18 protein-coding genes are annotated in these 17,099 nt (G+C 42.1%); 6 read left to right on the forward strand and 12 right to left on the reverse strand.

All coding sequences use genetic code 11. The features are described from left to right. From BM095_RS16010 to BM095_RS16035, 6 genes are all read right to left on the reverse strand, one after another. Window positions 1-1,046, reverse strand: a 1,046-nt coding sequence (locus BM095_RS16010; protein WP_407639183.1) for an ICP22 family protein, incomplete at its 3' end; no start/stop codon positions are given. A 614-nt stretch (window positions 1,047-1,660) separates the two neighbouring features. Continuing rightward, window positions 1,661-2,377 (reverse strand): cytochrome c biogenesis CcdA family protein, encoded by a 717-nt coding sequence (locus BM095_RS16015; protein WP_091664246.1) that lies wholly within the window; start codon window positions 2,375-2,377, stop codon window positions 1,661-1,663. 23 nt (window positions 2,378-2,400) lie between these two features. Then, the gene (gene resA, locus BM095_RS16020) at window positions 2,401-2,934 is read right to left on the reverse strand and encodes a thiol-disulfide oxidoreductase ResA (RefSeq protein WP_091664248.1); all 534 of its coding nucleotides are present in this window, start codon (window positions 2,932-2,934) and stop codon (window positions 2,401-2,403) included. 265 nt (window positions 2,935-3,199) lie between these two features. Then, window positions 3,200-3,631: a DMT family transporter gene (locus tag BM095_RS16025; protein WP_091664251.1), complete on the reverse strand. Its 432-nt coding sequence runs from the start codon at window positions 3,629-3,631 to the stop codon at window positions 3,200-3,202. Window positions 3,632-3,828: 197 nt separating this feature from the next. After that, entirely contained in the window at window positions 3,829-4,158 is a 330-nt protein-coding gene (locus BM095_RS16030; RefSeq protein ID WP_091664253.1) for a monooxygenase, read from the reverse strand. A gap of 115 nt (window positions 4,159-4,273) precedes the next feature. After that, entirely contained in the window at window positions 4,274-4,714 is a 441-nt protein-coding gene (locus BM095_RS16035) for a DUF1801 domain-containing protein (RefSeq protein ID WP_322787623.1), read from the reverse strand. 218 nt (window positions 4,715-4,932) lie between these two features. On the opposite strand from BM095_RS16035, the gene BM095_RS16040 reads away from it, so the two are divergent. After that, complete coding sequence (locus BM095_RS16040) at window positions 4,933-5,205, forward strand: VOC family protein (protein ID WP_245757938.1); 273 nt, start codon at window positions 4,933-4,935, stop codon at window positions 5,203-5,205. Between the two features lie 50 nt (window positions 5,206-5,255). On the opposite strand, the gene BM095_RS16045 is transcribed toward BM095_RS16040, so the two are convergent. After that, on the reverse strand, window positions 5,256-6,272 hold the full coding sequence (locus BM095_RS16045) for a TDT family transporter (RefSeq protein ID WP_143083250.1): 1,017 nt from the start codon (window positions 6,270-6,272) through the stop codon (window positions 5,256-5,258). A gap of 223 nt (window positions 6,273-6,495) precedes the next feature. Here BM095_RS16045 and BM095_RS16050 point away from each other — a divergent pair, with 223 nt between their 5' ends. After that, window positions 6,496-7,131: a hypothetical protein gene (locus tag BM095_RS16050; RefSeq protein WP_091664258.1), complete on the forward strand. Its 636-nt coding sequence runs from the start codon at window positions 6,496-6,498 to the stop codon at window positions 7,129-7,131. A gap of 176 nt (window positions 7,132-7,307) precedes the next feature. On the opposite strand, the gene BM095_RS16055 is transcribed toward BM095_RS16050, so the two are convergent. From BM095_RS16055 to BM095_RS16075, 5 genes are all read right to left on the reverse strand, one after another. Next, complete coding sequence (locus BM095_RS16055; protein WP_245757939.1) at window positions 7,308-7,724, reverse strand: cbb3-type cytochrome c oxidase subunit I; 417 nt, start codon at window positions 7,722-7,724, stop codon at window positions 7,308-7,310. A 352-nt stretch (window positions 7,725-8,076) separates the two neighbouring features. After that, complete coding sequence (locus BM095_RS16060; protein WP_091664260.1) at window positions 8,077-9,873, reverse strand: GmrSD restriction endonuclease domain-containing protein; 1,797 nt, start codon at window positions 9,871-9,873, stop codon at window positions 8,077-8,079. A 100-nt stretch (window positions 9,874-9,973) separates the two neighbouring features. Beyond that, window positions 9,974-10,297, reverse strand: coding sequence for a nucleoside triphosphate pyrophosphohydrolase (locus BM095_RS16065; protein WP_091664263.1), 324 nt, complete (start codon window positions 10,295-10,297; stop codon window positions 9,974-9,976). Next, entirely contained in the window at window positions 10,294-12,732 is a 2,439-nt protein-coding gene (locus BM095_RS16070; RefSeq protein ID WP_091664267.1) for a DEAD/DEAH box helicase family protein, read from the reverse strand. The genes BM095_RS16065 and BM095_RS16070 overlap by 4 nt, the downstream gene beginning before the upstream one ends. Before the next feature lie 13 nt (window positions 12,733-12,745). After that, the gene (locus BM095_RS16075; protein ID WP_091664270.1) at window positions 12,746-13,117 is read right to left on the reverse strand and encodes an HIT family protein; all 372 of its coding nucleotides are present in this window, start codon (window positions 13,115-13,117) and stop codon (window positions 12,746-12,748) included. A 506-nt stretch (window positions 13,118-13,623) separates the two neighbouring features. Here BM095_RS16075 and BM095_RS16080 point away from each other — a divergent pair. The 4 genes from BM095_RS16080 to BM095_RS16095 all read left to right on the forward strand — a co-directional run. Then, window positions 13,624-14,067: an immunoglobulin-like domain-containing protein gene (locus BM095_RS16080; RefSeq protein WP_091664273.1), complete on the forward strand. Its 444-nt coding sequence runs from the start codon at window positions 13,624-13,626 to the stop codon at window positions 14,065-14,067. 527 nt (window positions 14,068-14,594) lie between these two features. After that, window positions 14,595-15,665 (forward strand): thermonuclease family protein, encoded by a 1,071-nt coding sequence (locus BM095_RS16085; protein WP_245757940.1) that lies wholly within the window; start codon window positions 14,595-14,597, stop codon window positions 15,663-15,665. Between the two features lie 248 nt (window positions 15,666-15,913). After that, entirely contained in the window at window positions 15,914-16,576 is a 663-nt protein-coding gene (locus tag BM095_RS16090; protein ID WP_177194853.1) for a haloacid dehalogenase type II, read from the forward strand. Between the two features lie 297 nt (window positions 16,577-16,873). Beyond that, a partial coding sequence (locus tag BM095_RS16095) for a helix-turn-helix domain-containing protein (RefSeq protein ID WP_177194854.1) occupies window positions 16,874-17,099 on the forward strand: 226 nt, incomplete at its 3' end.

Consider the following 17,099-nt stretch of genomic DNA (forward strand, 5'->3'; position numbering starts at 1 on the left):
GCATCCTCTTCTGGTGCTTCAACTCCGGCATCCTCTTCTGGTGCTTCAACTCCGGCATCCTCTTCTGGTGCTTCAACTCCGGCATCCTCTTCTGGCGCTTCAACTCCGGCATCCTCTTCTGGCGCTTCTGTTCCAGCATCCTCTTCTGGCGCTTCTGTTCCAGCATCCTCTTCTGGGGTCTCGTCGCCATTTTCTAACTGGTCATCTCCATCTTCTGGAGTTGCTGTTTCATCTTCTTCTGTCGCTTCCTCGTCTGTTCCATCCTCTGGCGTTTGTTCTCCACCCTCTTCAGGTGTATCTTCTTCTACTTCTTCTGGTGTTTCAGCTCCGGTATCCTCTTCTGGTGTCTGATCGTCATTTTCTACTGGGGAATCATCACCATCTTCTGGAGTTGTTGTTTCATCTTCTTCTGTCGCTTCCTCGTCTGTTCCATCTTCTTCAGGTGCATCTTCTTCTACTTCATCTCCTGGGGTTTGGTCGTCTTCGTCTTCCTCAGGAGCATCCTCTTCTGCTCCATCCTCTGGAGCCTGTTCACCATCTTCTGGTGTGTCGTCTCCCATGTCATTTTCTGGAGCTTCGTCGTCGTTCTCCTCGTCTTTTATAGAGATAAGCTCATTTTCTACTTCTACCACAGAAACTTTCACTTCTTCAATACGTTGCTCCACTTTGATTACTTCGGGAGCCTCTGGATTAAGTTGATTATTCGTAAGACCATCCAACTGATTACTAGCAGCATCTAATTGATTGGAGAGAGCATTCAGCTTTCCTTCATTGCTGTTGATGTCTCCCTCTTCTAATGACCCTGCCGAGGATACAACGGAACGAACTTTATCCAATTTTTCTTCTACTTTGTTGACTTTCTTCTCCACTTTGCCTAAATGGTGAGCTTCTTTTTCAGACGCCTCTTCCGTTATGTTCACTGTGGCTTCCTGGGAAGCTTTGGCTTGTGCATGATCTGGGGGAGCAGCATCCGCTTGTCCAGCTGTAAACGCCATTCCTAATGCAAGCATACTTGGAGCAGTGAGTCTTACAATCTTTTTGTTCATGTTCTGTTTTCTCCTCCTTCAGTTATCTGGAAAATTTGGATGTCTTAATCCGTGTCCCATTCTACCGACGATTGGCTTTTCTACAATGAAGATTTCAGTAAAGTCATTCTCTTTTAACGTCGTTGAAAAAGATCAGTTTATTTTGGCTATTTCAATTACAAAAATAATTGATACAAAAATTGGTATAATTCCATAGATAACCGGAAAAGAATCGACATTTTCCCCATCCATATATTTACAATAGATTTCAATTTCATTTCCTTTATAAGGATTATTAAGAGAGAAATTCTATTATTAGTAAAATTATTGGTACACACGAAGATAGAGAATCCCTATGTTACCACCTCTTTTAAGCGAAATACAAAGAATCTCCCATCTTTACAGACAAGAGATTCTTCCATCCGCACATTTACTATTCATTAACCAGCAAACTCCTCTCGGTCTTGTGGACGTCTTACAATCGTTCAACGGAATATCGAACAAATAAGGATGTAGGTTTCTCTGAGGTTGTTTATGAACAGAGTTTGTAAGGAAAATTATCATAGGAACGCTCAAAAAGGAAGATCGTGTGAGACCTCCCTTTCTGTCTTTTCTTTGTTCCCATCCTACTGTATTCAAATACTAAACGGGACAAATTGAGCGAGATAACTGGAGAGCATCTGAAAATAACCGAAGAAAAGCATGACGCCCATGATTATCATAACAACACCGCCGGCTTTCTGAATCCGGGGCATCAGCTTATGAAAACGCCTTAACTTATGTAGAGATTTGGAGTAAAAAATAGCGACTAACAAAAACGGAATCCCCATTCCAATAGAGTAAATAAAAAGCATCGCCATCCCTGATAGCATCGTGTCACTCTGACTTGCGAGCGCTAATATAGAGCCTAATACTAAGCCCACACAAGGGGACCATCCCGCTGCAAACAGCAATCCAAACATCACAGATCCTCCAAAACTGTTCGCTTTCGTAGGTTTGGAAGCTACCTTTTTCTCTGACATTAGGCTGCGAATGGACACTACCCCTGCCATCTGCAGGCCAAACAGCACGATAATAATACCGCCAACTTGAGCCACCAAGTTGTTATATTGACTAAACAGTTGTCCGAGAAAAGTCGACGATGCGCCAAGAAGCATAAAAATAATAGTAAATCCTAAAATAAACCCAAGACTTCTCAAAAGAATCAAACGCTGATCCGCATTTATTTCACTTTGAGACACCGTGGTACCCGTTAACTGAACCAAGTAAGCTGGAACTAAAGGGAACACACAGGGAGACAAAAAAGAAATTGCTCCTGCTCCTAACGCCAGCCAAATCGTTACTTCATTCATTTTTCATTCCTCCATATGTATGTTTAAGAAGGCCGGATTCGTTCCATATACCCCTGTATATCTTCTTCTGTCATGCCTCCAGTAATAATATCAATCACTTCTCCGTCACTGTTAATAAGAAAGGTAGTTGGCAAAGGATTAATCCCGTAACGATCCAATACAGTTTTGTTCTCATCCATCGGGATCGGAAACGTTAATTGGTGGCGGTTGACAAAACGCTCCACTGCTAACTGTGCTTCCCCAACATTCACCGCAAGAATCTCGACTCCTTTGTCTTTATATTCCTGATATTGATTCTGCATGTAAGGCATTTCATATTCACAAGGCGGACAATAGGTACCCCAAAAGTTCAGAAACACACCTTGGCCTCGGTAATCATCTAATTCAATCGTTTCCCCGTTCATAGATGTCAGTTGAAAGTTAGGCGCAACGTCCCCTTCCACCACGAGCGTCTCATCCTTATTGATAAAATTAGTATAAAACACATACCCAAGCAATACACCAATGACACTGAGGATAGATATCCGAAAGTACAGTCGTTTTCTCTTTTTAGACATATTTCTTTTCACCTCTTGTCATGAATTCTTCCACATTATTCCCTCCCCATTCCGCACCTTGATAGAAATATTATAGACATAGTGCCAGGAGCGGTCTGAGAGGAGCAGGCTTCTATTATTTTAGAAAAACAATATGAAAAAACGATGAAGAAAAGACGAAAAGAAGTGACAATTCAAAGAAAAATGCACCCAAAAATCAATAGACTTAGAAGATAACGCTATCTACTAAGCCTATTACATGACACTATATTTCCTTTGTTCTCTTTTATTTATAAAACAAAAACAAAGAAATCCCCATTAAAATGACCCCTACGATCCGTTCCATGCTGATTGGGATGAGTTTGGCACCGAACAATCCAAAATGATCAAGCACCATGCCAATGATGACTTGTCCGAGAATGGCCGCGACGAAAGCCGTTCCTGCGCCGATTTGCGGAACGGAAAGTACCATAATAAAAATATACGAGGCCCCTAACACTCCAATAAACATTTGCCATTTTGGCAGTGACCATACTTGTGACATATCCCCTTTTCCGAGCGTTAAGGAAAATAGAAATAACGCAACAGTTCCCATCGCATACGCAAGAAATGAAGCTTCGATCGTTCCTATTCTCTTCCCAATCTCTCCATTGACTCCGGCCTGGAACGCCAACGCCGCCCCGCCAATCAGACTGAGTATCATAAACAAAATCTTCATATTACGTCTCCCCCTGTTGAATCACTCTCTCTATAGTAATATAGAGTGGTACTATTGAAAATAACAAGAAGAATTCTGAAGGATAAGGACGTTCAATGAACAGAAGCACTGTAAGCACGTGCTTTCACATCAGAAATGTAAGCGGCGGAAAGGTCAGGACCACGTTAGAAATGAAAAATAAGGAGCAGCAATTGAAGCTACTCCTTATCATTCTGAGTAAAGGATGTGACAGGTCCTTTATTTATTTCTGTGAGTGTGGAATTGATGGAGAAGATTTTTGCATCGATCTCTTCTATTCCGAAGCTGGCTAATCGTTTCGTATGCATTTCTTGATAAGCCTGTGCTGCCTCTTTCGTTTCAAATAGATAAATGCCCCCTGTTTCTTTCGTATCGGGATCCTCTATCCAAATCTTCCACAGAAAGCCTTCCTCTTGATTGATGCTTTCGGCTAACTCGGCAAACGATGCAGCCATATCCTCTCCAAAGGGTCCGTCCATTTTAAAATTAACTTGTAATACGTACGCCATGGTTATTCTCCTTTCTCATTCCAAGTCTTATCCCATCAACACAGCGCTCCATTTGAAGAAAAGAGTACAGAGTAAAAGAGGATACTACCCTTTCTCATCTTCTCTAATTCATGTATTACTTTTTCTGCCCCTCATACAAGGCAATCCAATCATTCACTGTCATTTTCGACACTAGTTGGCCAAGGAGGGAAAATGGGATATTGTTCGAGTTGGTAAAACGAATACAGCTTTTGCCCATATTCAACTTGGTCGTCATGTGGTTGGGGTATTCCTCTTGGAACCACTCCAGGAGTTCTGGCTCAGCATAGAGCCCTAAATGATAGAGGGCAATATGTCTCTTTTGCGCCGCGATGCTGATAAAGGGCAGCGGTGTATCTTTTTTTCCAAGATACCCTTCCGGATACGTGGACAATGGAACGATATAAGTGGGCATGCCGTTTTGAAAGTTCTCTTCAAATCCGTTTGGAATATGGTCATCTATCACCTTTTTCAGCTTGACGAATGCTTCTTTCCATTTAGGGTCTACTTCTTCCATATATGGATCGATGTCACTCACTGATCCTCCACCTCTTTCACTATGTTTTAGAACGGTTCTTTGTAGTATACACTGTTTCTTGTGTGGGAAACGATACGTCTAATCAATTGCTAGTAAAGAAAGGACGGATTCACATGATTAATAAAGTAGGAAAAGTAACAGTCTATGTTCAAGATCAAGAAAAAGCGAAAGAGTTTTGGTTGAACAAACTGGGGTTTGTCTTAAAGCTGGAATAGCCTATGGGATCAGATGCCTTCTGGATCGAAGTCGGTCCAAGCGATGAAGCGTTTACGACCTTAGTGCTGTATTCCAAATCCTTAATGGAACAAGAGCAGCCTGAAAAAGTAGCCCATCCGTCGATCCTGTTCAGTACCGATGACATTGAATCAGCTCACGAAAAAATGAAGCAAAACGGTGTGAAAGTAGAAGAATTACTGAAGATGCCGTTTGGTATGATGTTCACATTTTACGACCAAGATGGCAATGAATACTTGCTGAGAGAAGATAAGTAACGAACTATTATTGATTCCCACTCCTCCCATGATTGGTTGGAGTGGGTCTTCTATGATACGAGGGAAGAGGGACTGCGGAGCTGTTCTTTTACGGCCACTCCCCAAATACCTATTTCAGCAAGGAGAACGGCGAGGACCACCCATGCCCATACGGTCAAGAAGCTTGCCTGAAAGTCATACAACACACTAGGATAGTGAGAGCTTTCATGCATCATCATCGTAAAAGCGTAGAACATCCCAAATGTGAAATTACGCGACCACTGACTTACGTTATATGTAAAAATTCCTTTCTTCCAGCCAAGCCTCCGCACTCTCAAGACGGCGCGTGTCACCTCCATCCCTTCCACTATTAAAAGAAGCGAAAACACAATGAGCCAAAACATCGTCATAGCGTCAGCAGATAGAAACTGTAAGGGAACCAGAGCCAGGCCAGTAATAGATAAAGCTCCGTGGATAATACAGTTCGTATTCGTCCATTCTTCTACCAACGACCACTGATTCCGCCGCTTGTATCGCATTCCGAGAAGACATATCCCGAAAATATAGAAAATAATTCCTATTCCCAACACGATGAGCATCAATGTACGGGAAAGAAAAGGATAACTCTCTGTCCATACGATAACAATTGATTGTGTCGACACGGTAGACAGCAATATCACCCCATGAACAGGATACTTGGCAGGGAAGCGCAGTAATTGCTTGAATTGGTACAGACAACAAAGGAAGAACAGTATCCAAAAAAATGTATTCACGCCCGCTATCACTTGAACAGCCATACTGTTAGCCGGGAAATATTTGACGAGAACATTACATAATACTGATACGCCGGCTATCCATGTCCCCAACGTGAAAAATTGAACAGGTTGACGAAGAATCGGCAAAAGAAAATCTCTATGGAAACATTGCCGAGTCAAGAGTAAGTAAACAACGATACTTCCAATAACGAGAACAATCGTCAGCGCCCCGCCCAGAACAATATCAAGAAAAGGAAAAGCTTCGACCGCAGCGTAAAGAAAGATCCCGAAAGCCATAATGATCGCCGCCGAAGCCGGATGAATGACTCTCATATCCATCACACTCGTTTCAATTTCTAAAAATCATACACCACTTCATTATATGATTTATTGCAACTATGAAACAATCATATTGCATGAAACGTATTCTGCGGGAGTGCACGCAAGCGTTTTTTCTAAAAACTTATCCATCTCTATCTTTTTAGATGAGGACTAGATATAATGAAAGCATGTCACGCTTTCTCTATCTATTTCATTCAGAAAGGAAAAGGATACGATGAATAGTGAGCACATGTTAGAACTCATTCTCACCGAAGTAAAAGGAGTGAAACATGAACAAACGAAAACGAACGAACGCTTGGATATGTTCGAGACAAAGATGGACACATTTGAGTTACGTTTAGACAAGCTTGAGACGCGTTTCCTTGAATTTGAAACGGAGTCCCGTTTTCGCTTTGATCAGATTGACGCTCGTTTCCATGAGTTTGACCAGCGCTTTGATCAGGTGGACACACGTTTACAGGAGCTTGAATCCCAAACCTATCAACGCTTTGATCAGGTGGACACGCGGTTACAGGAGCTTGAATCCCAAACCTATCAACGCTTTGACCAGGTGGACACGCGGTTACAGGAGCTTGAATCTGAAACCTATCAACGCTTTGATCAGGTGGACACGCGGTTACAGGAGCTTGAATCTGAAACCTATCGACGCTATGAGAAGCTCGATGAACGTCTAGACAAGCTAGAAGCAAAACAACAAATGGTTTATGAACAGACAAGGCATTTGACGGAGTGGCATGAAGAGATAATGGCGCGGCTTGACGAATTGCCAACAAAAGAGGATCTGGAGTACTTTGACCAAAAAATCGCCACCCATGAACGCGACATCTACAACCTCAAAAAGAGAGCATAAATTCTCCTCTCCCCCTCTCCTTTTTATTTTTCTCATATGTTACCTTTTTCTCAAACAAACCTATTAGAACCACCTTACCGACAGTGACGTATGTAAGGATTGGAATAAATATTTAGCCTACTAAGAAGAAGCGAAAAACAGGCAGAGACCCCTTTAGGAATCCACTGCCTCTTTTCTTAACGGGATGTATTGGTGTTATTTTGAAAAAAAGCGCGCACATCCTCTGTGTTTACATTCATAAATACGTTCACCACAAATAAAAGAACACTTAACACAAGCAGATTCGGGAAGATTTGCAGGAGAATCATTAACGATGGATCTCCCATCAGCACAAAAGCCAGCCCTATCATGAACAGCGGCAAGGACAAATTGTACAGCCAGAAATGAATCTTTGCTAAGGCGCTCTCACCTGCTTTCGGGAATAACACATAAACTAATCCGAAAAGAGCCATCGACGCCCAGCCGACAAGGTTAATATGCGCATGGACTCCCGACAGACTATGGTCCTGTGCGATTTCCATTCCAATCCCCATCACAAGGCCAAGCAGCAAATAAAGAGACGCGACTTTAAAAAAACATACCCCCAGTTTCACCCCAACACCCCCTCTCCATAAAAAGAGTGTATTCTCGAAGAAGCTATGTATTACCGAATATTAAGAAAATATTAAGCAAAAAGCGGGAAATATTTTCATCACAATTTCCTAGGTAACGAACAAAGAAAAAACCCCCTGCCAACACGGACAGGGGTGAACTTTTATAATTGGATAGAGGCTTACCTCCCATTCTCAATCCAACTCACTGCTTACAGATTTAATCCTCTACGTTTTGCAACCATAGTGTGTGAGTAATATCTTCTGCTCCACTTTGGTAGAAGACGTAGCACGTTTGCAAGTAGGTGAAAGTTTTCTTTGCCTATCACTTAATAACAAAAGAGGGTTTCCATTCCTACAAACTCTCGTAATATCTTCTAATTTTGTTAACCATGAGCTGTCTGCGTTCCACTAGAAAATCTTCGTAATGGTTAGCGTCCAGGTCAAACAAGGAAGGAGGGATACAGTTCATTTCGAAGTTATCAATCAATTCGTCTATAGACACAATTTCACCGATTTGCAATTTACCATTCTCTATTTGTTCTTTTATTTTCTTGAGATATACATTGGGGGCTTGATCTCTAATCGCCAGGTTTACTGATTGTTCTGTATATGCGTAATTGGCTATTTGATTATAGCGTCTCATGTTATTATAACCATTCGCTTGTAAATACTTTTTCGGGAACACGTGGTGGACGTCTCCCCGTTCTTCAATCAACTGCTGAACCGTAATAGATCGTGATAAAAACGCATAGTCTTTATCGTAAATTTGGGACATAATATATAGATTAAAATATGGGCTACTAGAGACCGAGGTATTAAGATTATTTGGTAAGATATTATTCCAATAGGCTTCTGATAACTCTCCATCTTCCACCTGTTTAACATATTCTAATGGATTGCTATGCCTATCAAATCGCTTAATATCAAAATCAAACATCGTTTCTGGTGAGCTGGAATATCTCTCGGTTAAAATGGAAGTCACCAGCCATTTTCTTACGACTCTATTAATCATAGCGTCATGCACCCCTTTTTCACGTAACAAGAGGTACAACGTATAAGCAAAATTTAAGGCATTTTGTGAGCGAATGAGCTTAGCATGAATAATACCAGCAGATTTCAATATCATTATAAATCGTTTAAAGTTTGTCTCATTCACAAACTTTAAAACCCCATCATGCAACTGTTCAAATGAGTCTTTAATAATATCCTCTTTATATTCCCTCGTTTCAAAATCTCGCCCAGACAATAAGCTGACCAAGTTTGAAAGCCTACCTCTTAAAAATTTAAATGTAAAAGAAACTCTCAGCAGATCGGAGTAACTTGGTTCATATATATTGGTATTATAATCTTTCACCCACTGTATTTTCTTAAACTCCTCTGTTTCGGTAAATTCTTTATCGTTTTCTTTTAGGTTTTCATAAATAGAAGGACTCTTGATCAAATGACAAAAATAATCCACCGTTTTTCTAATAAGAGGCCCGTCATATACATCATTCACTGACACTTTTGACATCGCAAAATCCGCTTGGCTCAAATTAACCCCGGTAGAATTGATTCGGATAAATATTTTTGTAACTTCTTCAATATCAAGGGTGTGTGCCAATTCCACTATTCCTAAAGAACTATGTCGTATGTTTAATACTCGCTGCAAAATATTATTAAGTTGATCTTGAGTGATCTCTGAGTTTTTTTCACAGTAATCCATGACAAATTTAAACATACTAAAGCCCTGTCGAAATATGTCAGAGATATCAGATATCCATTTTTGATCTTTTCCTATTGCTGAGTTATATACTTCAAACTTTCCTTCAATTGGGTTAAATGCGATTTTGATTCTTTTCTTACTATAATCATTCATTACCACTTCTTTACCTGCAATTGCCGCCATGAGTGCAGTAACCCGTTGCTGGCCATCAATAAGAATTCTTTTTCCATGAGAAACAGTTCCATCTTTCAATTTTGCGTCTGGATTCTGCCAAGTAATAATGTATCCTACCGGATAGCCATTATATAAGGAATCCAATAAATCTCTTACTTTAGCTGCTTTCCATACAAAAGGTCTTTGTATCTCTGGAATAGCTACAATGTCTTCTTCTATCCAGCTAAGAAGAGCATTTACCGTGGTGTTATTCACTTGGTACTTCGACATGCTGAAAAAAACCTCCTAAATTCAGTGGCGTCTCAAAGATCTCTTTATTCCACAACTTCCCATTTTTATTATGTGAGTAAACGACGTTAATAAATATTTTCTATTCCTGTACTTCTTGCAGGAAAATTCTTCTCTCAAAGCCGCCACGTTTCTCCGCTTTCTCCTTCCGTATGTCTTCTACATCTTCCATCCTTCCTCCGTGGACTTGGGCAAGAGCATGTAGGAGCTCACTGATGTCAGCCAGCTCCTCTAAGGCGTCCTGATCCTTTTCTGCCTCCATGTATTCCGAAACCTCTTCCTCCAGTTTTTTCCGTAATTCTCTCGCAAACTCTTCTTCATTTAATTTTGTAGCGGTATATTTTTTCCCAGCACGTTCTATAATCTCGGGTATTTTATCACGAACGAGTTTGTTATGAACGGTCATGTTGATGTCTCCTCTTTTTTACGTTTTCGACGGAAATACATCGTTAATCGATAATCGACGATTTCCTTTAACATGTTGTGCAGCGCAGCTGAGTGCTTAGCCTTCACTTCTATATTTGGAGAAAAAAACTCTCCATCAAACTGGAACATCCCTTTGCTGCTTCCAGCCCATTTGGTCATCGGCATCCTGGCGATAAGGTCTGCCGTTCGCTTCTCATCGTAAATCCAAAGTTGTTTCGTCGCTCGGTCACTAAAATCTATATTACGACGAAATTCTTTTTCCATATAAAAGTGATGAAATGCTTTTGCTGCCTCTTCTGGCCGGATAGGGGCAAGCATATCTTTTTCACCGCGAGCCAACATGATATCAAAGAGTACCATTTTATAGGCTTTCGTCATTCCTGTCTTCTCCACTTCTTCTAAAAGGGATTTATTCGACAGATAGACTTCTTCCTCATGGTCGTCCAGCTCATCGACACTATGAAGAAAACCATAATAGCCACCGTATGTTCTCTTATACTCCGTCTCCCCTACACTCGTTTGCATGACAGCTTCCAAGTAAGAAGGACGCCTTCCTAATTCTTGTTTTAGTAAAAAGTATTCATAACGGAGTTGGTCTTTCCTCGGACTCCGCTTCCGTCTCATCACATCAAGAAGATCAATCACTTTCGTGTCTAGGTGTAAGTCACATACTTCCGGGATAGCAGGGTAATGTCCAGGCTTCGTCATATCTCTCCCTTCCGTGTCAAAAAGAGATAGTTTCACATCGGCATTGCGATAATTCCCAATGAGGTCAATAATCGTACAATACTCTTTTCCTTCGGCTAATCGGAGGCCGCGACCAATTTGCTGAGTAAATATCGTGAGAGACTCCGTCGGACGGACAAACAACAGTGTATCAACCGCTGGAATATCTACCCCCTCATTAAAAAGGTCGACAGTAAATATTATCTCTAGGTCACCCCTGCTGAGAGCTTCCACTGCTTCCTTACGCCCAACTATCGACTGAGAATGCACGGCAGCCGCTTTCTTGATGCCCTGCTTTTGAAAATAAGACAGCAAAAACTCAGCTTGTCTAATTGACGAACAGAAACAAAGAGTTCTCGACTGGCGATGTGTATTCCACGTTTTAAATATATGCTTCGCATGATCTTCTCGAAGCTGCAATTGAGCGAGCTGGTCAGGGTCATAATGATTTCCTATCCATCGTAACGAAGAATAATCGGTATCATCATATACCCCATGGTAAACAAACGGAGAGAGCCAGCCTCTTCGGATGGCGGTTAAAAAGTCCATCTCGTATGCGACGTTCCCATCACAAATCGCATATACATCTTTGTTATCCATACGATGAGGGGTGGCAGTGATACCAAGCAAAAACTTAGGTTCAAAATATTCCAGCACTTTTTGATAAGTGGCAGCCGCCGCATGATGAAACTCATCCATAATAATTAAATCAAACTGCGCGGGAGAAAACTGTTCCAAATTCTCTTTCATGCTTAACGTAAACACGGAAGCAAAAACAGAGTCTGCTTCTGGCTCTTTCTTTTGCGCATAAAACATACCGGTCGTTCGGTTAGGATGCACCTGTTGAAAGGAAGATGCCGCTTGGTTAAGAATCTCTTCTCTGTGTGCGACAAACAAGATGTTCTTAAAGTTTTTTGCAAAAAACGCTGCCAAATATGTCTTACCAAGCCCGGTTGCCATGACTACCATCGCTTTTCGATAGCCCTCTTGCTTCATCTCTTCTAATGACTCCAATGCTTCGGACTGGGCAAAGCGAGGAGTTATTTTTTTATCAGAGTAGGCTCTTGTCTCTTCCTTTACATATGTAAATTCTGTCTCTCTTAGCGGCAGCATTAACCCAGTTTCCTCTACCTGGGACCATGATGCTGCGAGACTGGGATGGTCTCGGTGAAAAGCCGTATATTCTTCCTCATAGATTTTAATAGTTTCCTTATTTACGGGTATCGTATCCGAAGCATAGAAGAGCCTCATAAATTCCTCAATAGCTTCTGTATGTAAAGTTACGGCAGCCTCACGCTCTACCGCGAGATTCCATTCCGTTCCTTCTGTCCAAGCCGAACGGGAAAGATTGGACGAGCCAACAATTAGCTGTCCCTCCTGGTCTTCTTTTAAAAGAAGAGCCTTCGGATGAAAAGATATTCCAGCGCTTTGTTTTAAGCGTACTTCCATATTTGGATGGACACATAATAAATCACGAAGAGCGTCAGGTTGGGTGACATAGAGATAATCTCCACCCAGCACTTTCACATCCGCTCCCCTCTCGGCAGCTTCTGATAAGGTATGATGCAACAGCTTGACGCCAGACCGCATAATAAATGAACTAAGTATGTAAATAGAAGAAGCCCGAGCTAACCGGGGCTGAAGCTCTTGATACAGCTGACTCGTTATTAACTTAATAGATTCACTCATCGTTATCCTTTCCTTAGGGATAAGAGACTAAATTAGGTATCGCTTTCCGGATACCCCCTCTCGGATCCTCGATATCTCCATTATACCTGGGAATCAAGTGAACATGAAGATGTGGCACCGTTTGACCTCCAGCCTCCCCTACATTTACCCCAATATTATAGCCATCTGGCTGCAGCTCTTTATCCAGTACTTTCTTTCGAGAAGTCAAAAGACGGTGAATAGAAAGGATCTCCGTTTCCGTTGCTTCAAAATAGGTAATAATATGCCGCTTCGGAACAATAAGCGTATGCCCTTTTTGAACCGGATACAGATCATAAAAAGCAAACGCTTCTTCATTTTCTTCAAGGATTTTATCTAAAGCAAGATGACAGAACGGACAAGACATGAATCTAATATACCTCCTTGTACATTTAACATGTAATATTATTAACTAGAATAATTTTACATACACGGAAGACAAACCTTATTCACCCTGCAATTATTGGTTTAACAAACTTTTCAAAGTCCACTACTTACAGGGATTGTCGTTCTCCCTATTAATCCTATAGATAGATTTGAGATACTGTAAACTATTTAACCATAAATAATTATAGTATCTTTGATTTTTGGGAACAAAAGACTGAATAGAACTATAGAGGCCATCTCTAGAGGCGCAAACACTCTCTGAAACCTTTATGCCATCCTCCCTATATAATGATTGCGTGTTATTACAATCCTAACAACAATTTTGTCATCTGATCATTAATCAAGTTATCTGTCTCCTGTGACATCGCATAATAACACAAGGAAGAAATTCCTATTTTTCTGAAGAATGAGATACTCTACTTTGGTGGTATTTACATACGTGACGATAAGTCCTACGATACGTGGTAAAAGGAGGTGGTATGAAATATGTGGAAAACGCTCGTTCCTGTGGCGATTGGGATTCTTTTATTGACGGCGTTTGCTGCTCCTGTTTCTGGAGCTAGTCATGAGGCGGCGTCTCAAACTGGTTTGGAAGGGGTTTCTTTCAAGGCGGATCAGACGGTTTATTCGTTGGATGAGACAGTGGACCTGTCGTTGAGAAATGGGTCATCGGATGATGTTTTCTTTGGAACTCCTTATGTGATCGAAGTATTTAAGGATGGAACGTGGTACCCGACGTCGCTTACGGATGACTTGATGTTCACCCAACAAATTATTACCCTCCCTCCCGGAGAGACGTATCGCACGTCTGTTGACTTACAGCTCTTTGGTGATCGCATGTCCCCTGGCTGGTACAAGATTGTGAAGCAAGTTCGTGCGGATGAGGAGTCGAAGAAAGTGGAAGCAGTCTTTCGAGTGGTAGAAAAATAGATTTGTTCCTTCGTCAGTTGTGTGCACACAGCTGACTTTTTTGTCGTATGGTGGAAAAATAGCCGTCGTGTTTTTTCTCTCTTCCCTTGTCTTTGCTCCACTTCCCTGTCGCAAACGGGTACCATTGGGTAAATGCCTTAGGATTCGTTATCACGCAAAACACTTCTTGGGGGAATAAAGAAAAAATCGTTCAAACCGAAGCCTATACCGATCGTTGTCTCATAGAACGTCCCTATGTATGGTTTCATTTTCTCCATCCTTTCTTCTGTATAGGAGCGGGCCTTCCTTTCTTCGTTTTCAACGAATAAACTATGGACAGACCGACATGATTTGTTCTCGTTATTGCCCTTGGCCTTCCTTGGACCTCGCAGTATTTTAACGAGGTTTTTTTCTTTGGGAATTACTAGAAATTTATCACTTTATTGCTTGCTTTGTCTTTCCTTTATTTTACAAGGTTATTATACTAGGAAAGGAAGATGACGTCGACGGCAGGTTCTTTATCCACACACCAAGGAGTTGAATGTACGTTGAAAGGTTGTTTAAGTGTTATTGGAGTTCTCGTTTTGCTCGTTCTTTTGTTTACTTTCCCTCTTTTTACAATCGGACTGGCGATAACATTATGGGGACTCTCTCAGTTCCAGGAGTATCGTAAGGAAGGAACATCCCTCAAGAAACCGTCTATTATTCTATCGATTGGTATAATATTTCTCGTTATTAGTTTGGCGACCGGTACAGAGGATAGGGATGTGACCGAGGATGAATCGAACGAACAGGCTCCGACGGACGAAAGAGAAGAACAAGAAGACACCGGGGACTCAAAAGATGAAGAGAAGGAATCGGTTCCTGACTCAGAAGAAGACACCCCTGAAGAAGAAACCGAGGAACCAGACGAAAATACCCCCGATCAGACAGGGGACAACGACCCCGATTCAAGCGATGAAGCGTCGGATCCTGACGTCGTAAAAGACGAGGTGGCGACAATTACCGATGTGGTGGATGGTGATACAGTTAAAGTCAACATCAACGGCACCGAAGAAAGCATTCGGTTGCTGCTAGTAGATACACCGGAAACCAACCATCCTTCCCTTCCTATTCAGCCATTTGGACCGGAAGCGACTGATTTTGCGGAAGAGACCTTGTCTGGGGAAGAAGTCGCGATTGAATATGATGGACCGAAACGGGATAAATATGACCGGTTGCTTGCTTACATTTGGGTAGATGGTGAATTGTTTAACGGGATGTTGATTGAAGAAGGACTTGCGCGTTATGCGTATGAATATGATCCGCCTTATACGCACCAAGAGACTTTGCAAGCGCTGGAGGAGAACGCGAGAGAAGCGGAGAGAGGAATCTGGAGTATCGATGGCTATGTGCAAGACGATGGATTCGGTACCAGTCAAAGCTCGAGCTCTCCTAGCAGTGGCTCTTCCGGAAGCACTCCCGCCTCTTCTTCTTCAACAAACGACAGCTCAAGCGACACTATTCATTACGAAAATTGTACGGCCGTACGTGAAGCTAATGCTGATCCTATCCACCGCGGAGACCCCGGCTATGCCAGCCACCTCGATCGAGACGGCGACGGCATCGGCTGTGAATAAGAAAAGCGCAAGGCGCCTGAAGCTAGACAGCACTCTATGAATGTTATATTTTACCTCTAAAGAATAGCGCAAGCACCCTCTTCTCGGGCGGCTACCTTAGAAAGACTTGCCGCTCGAGGACGGGTGACATCGCCATCCTGCTAATGGCACTTGAAACGGAGGGTACGAAAATCGAAAAGGGCTCTTCCTGTTCTTTCCCAGCTTTTCCTTGTTACACTAATAGAGAAATAAAGAAAGGATGATTGCTTATGACCACCAAAGCCATTGTGTTTGATGCATATGGCACTCTGTTTGATGTACATACCGTAGTAGAAAAATGCGAGGAGCTCTTCCCCGGCAAAGGCAGACAAATCAGTGACAGATGGCGAGTAAAACAATTGGAATATTCATGGCTCCGTGCAGTAATGGGGCGTTATGAAGATTTTTGGAGCGTCACGCGGGACGCGCTGACGTTTGTATTAAAAGAGTTACAAATCGAGGCATCCGAAGACACCCAGGCCGCTCTTCTTCAGGAATATTTACACTTAAACCCTTATCCTGAAGTTCCTGATGCTTTGAATGAATGGAAAAATAAAAATCTTGCTATTCTTTCAAACGGGTCTCCGGACATGCTTCATACCCTTGTGGAAAATGCTGGCTTGTCCCATTGTTTTTCCCATCTTATCAGTGTGGATGAACTGAAAACATATAAGCCGTTTATGGGCGTCTACCAGTTAGGCCCCTCCACATTACGTATCCCGAAGGAAGAAACCTTGTTCGTTACTTCCAATTCGTGGGATGCGGCCGGCGCCAAAACATTCGGTTACCAAGTGTGCTGGATTAATCGATTTCAGCTCCAATTTGACGAACTGGGAGTAAAGCCTGACCTCGTCGTCACCCGAATGGATGAGTTAGTCGAAAAACTAAGATAAACAAGGCGTAAATCTCCCCCGGCAAGACGATATGTATGCAACAAACAACCACTTGGATATGCTTTTCCAGGTGGTTTTTCTCCGTTGTTATTTTGTTGTTTCTTGGTATAATAAGGACAATCACATAGACAAGTTTATCTTTTTAGGCGAGAAGACTTCCACTTCCCACGAAGTGTAAAGTGGGAGATGAATCGCCTGTAAGTGGCACACTTTCCATTGTACCTCATGGAAAGCTTCCTTTCTTGTGGGGAATGAAGTATAATAAGAACAAAAGTTCCCCTTGCGGGAGGTGAAGCTGTGGTCATTCACAAAGCCTATCGATTCCGCCTCTATCCCGACAAAGCACAAGAAACTCTCATCGCTAAAACGATCGGCTGCAGCCGCTTTGTCTTTAACCATTTTTTAGAGAAATGGAATAATACATACAAAGCAACCGGAAAAGGTCTCACCTATAACACCTGTTCCGCTCAGTTGACACAGCTCAAGAAAGAACGGGATTGGCTGAGAGAAGTAGACAGCATTT

This window comes from Alteribacillus iranensis (genome assembly GCF_900113025.1).
In the GTDB taxonomy this organism is placed as follows: domain Bacteria; phylum Bacillota; class Bacilli; order Bacillales; family Marinococcaceae; genus Alteribacillus_A; species Alteribacillus_A iranensis.

Coding starts and splice junctions, on each gene's coding strand:
- BM095_RS16040 (WP_245757938.1), top strand. CDS start 4,933: ATGGGATCAGATGCCTTCTGGATCGAAGTCGGTCCAAGCGATGAAGCG.
- BM095_RS16070 (WP_091664267.1), bottom strand. CDS start 12,732: ATGAGTGAATCTATTAAGTTAATAACGAGTCAGCTGTATCAAGAGCTT.
- BM095_RS16045 (WP_143083250.1), bottom strand. CDS start 6,272: ATGAGAGTCATTCATCCGGCTTCGGCGGCGATCATTATGGCTTTCGGG.
- BM095_RS16090 (WP_177194853.1), top strand. CDS start 15,914: ATGACCACCAAAGCCATTGTGTTTGATGCATATGGCACTCTGTTTGAT.
- BM095_RS16080 (WP_091664273.1), top strand. CDS start 13,624: ATGTGGAAAACGCTCGTTCCTGTGGCGATTGGGATTCTTTTATTGACG.
- resA (WP_091664248.1), bottom strand. CDS start 2,934: ATGTCTAAAAAGAGAAAACGACTGTACTTTCGGATATCTATCCTCAGT.
- BM095_RS16075 (WP_091664270.1), bottom strand. CDS start 13,117: ATGTCTTGTCCGTTCTGTCATCTTGCTTTAGATAAAATCCTTGAAGAA.
- BM095_RS16060 (WP_091664260.1), bottom strand. CDS start 9,873: ATGTCGAAGTACCAAGTGAATAACACCACGGTAAATGCTCTTCTTAGC.
- BM095_RS16065 (WP_091664263.1), bottom strand. CDS start 10,297: ATGACCGTTCATAACAAACTCGTTCGTGATAAAATACCCGAGATTATA.
- BM095_RS16015 (WP_091664246.1), bottom strand. CDS start 2,377: ATGAATGAAGTAACGATTTGGCTGGCGTTAGGAGCAGGAGCAATTTCT.
- BM095_RS16025 (WP_091664251.1), bottom strand. CDS start 3,631: ATGAAGATTTTGTTTATGATACTCAGTCTGATTGGCGGGGCGGCGTTG.
- BM095_RS16050 (WP_091664258.1), top strand. CDS start 6,496: ATGAATAGTGAGCACATGTTAGAACTCATTCTCACCGAAGTAAAAGGA.
- BM095_RS16030 (WP_091664253.1), bottom strand. CDS start 4,158: ATGGCGTACGTATTACAAGTTAATTTTAAAATGGACGGACCCTTTGGA.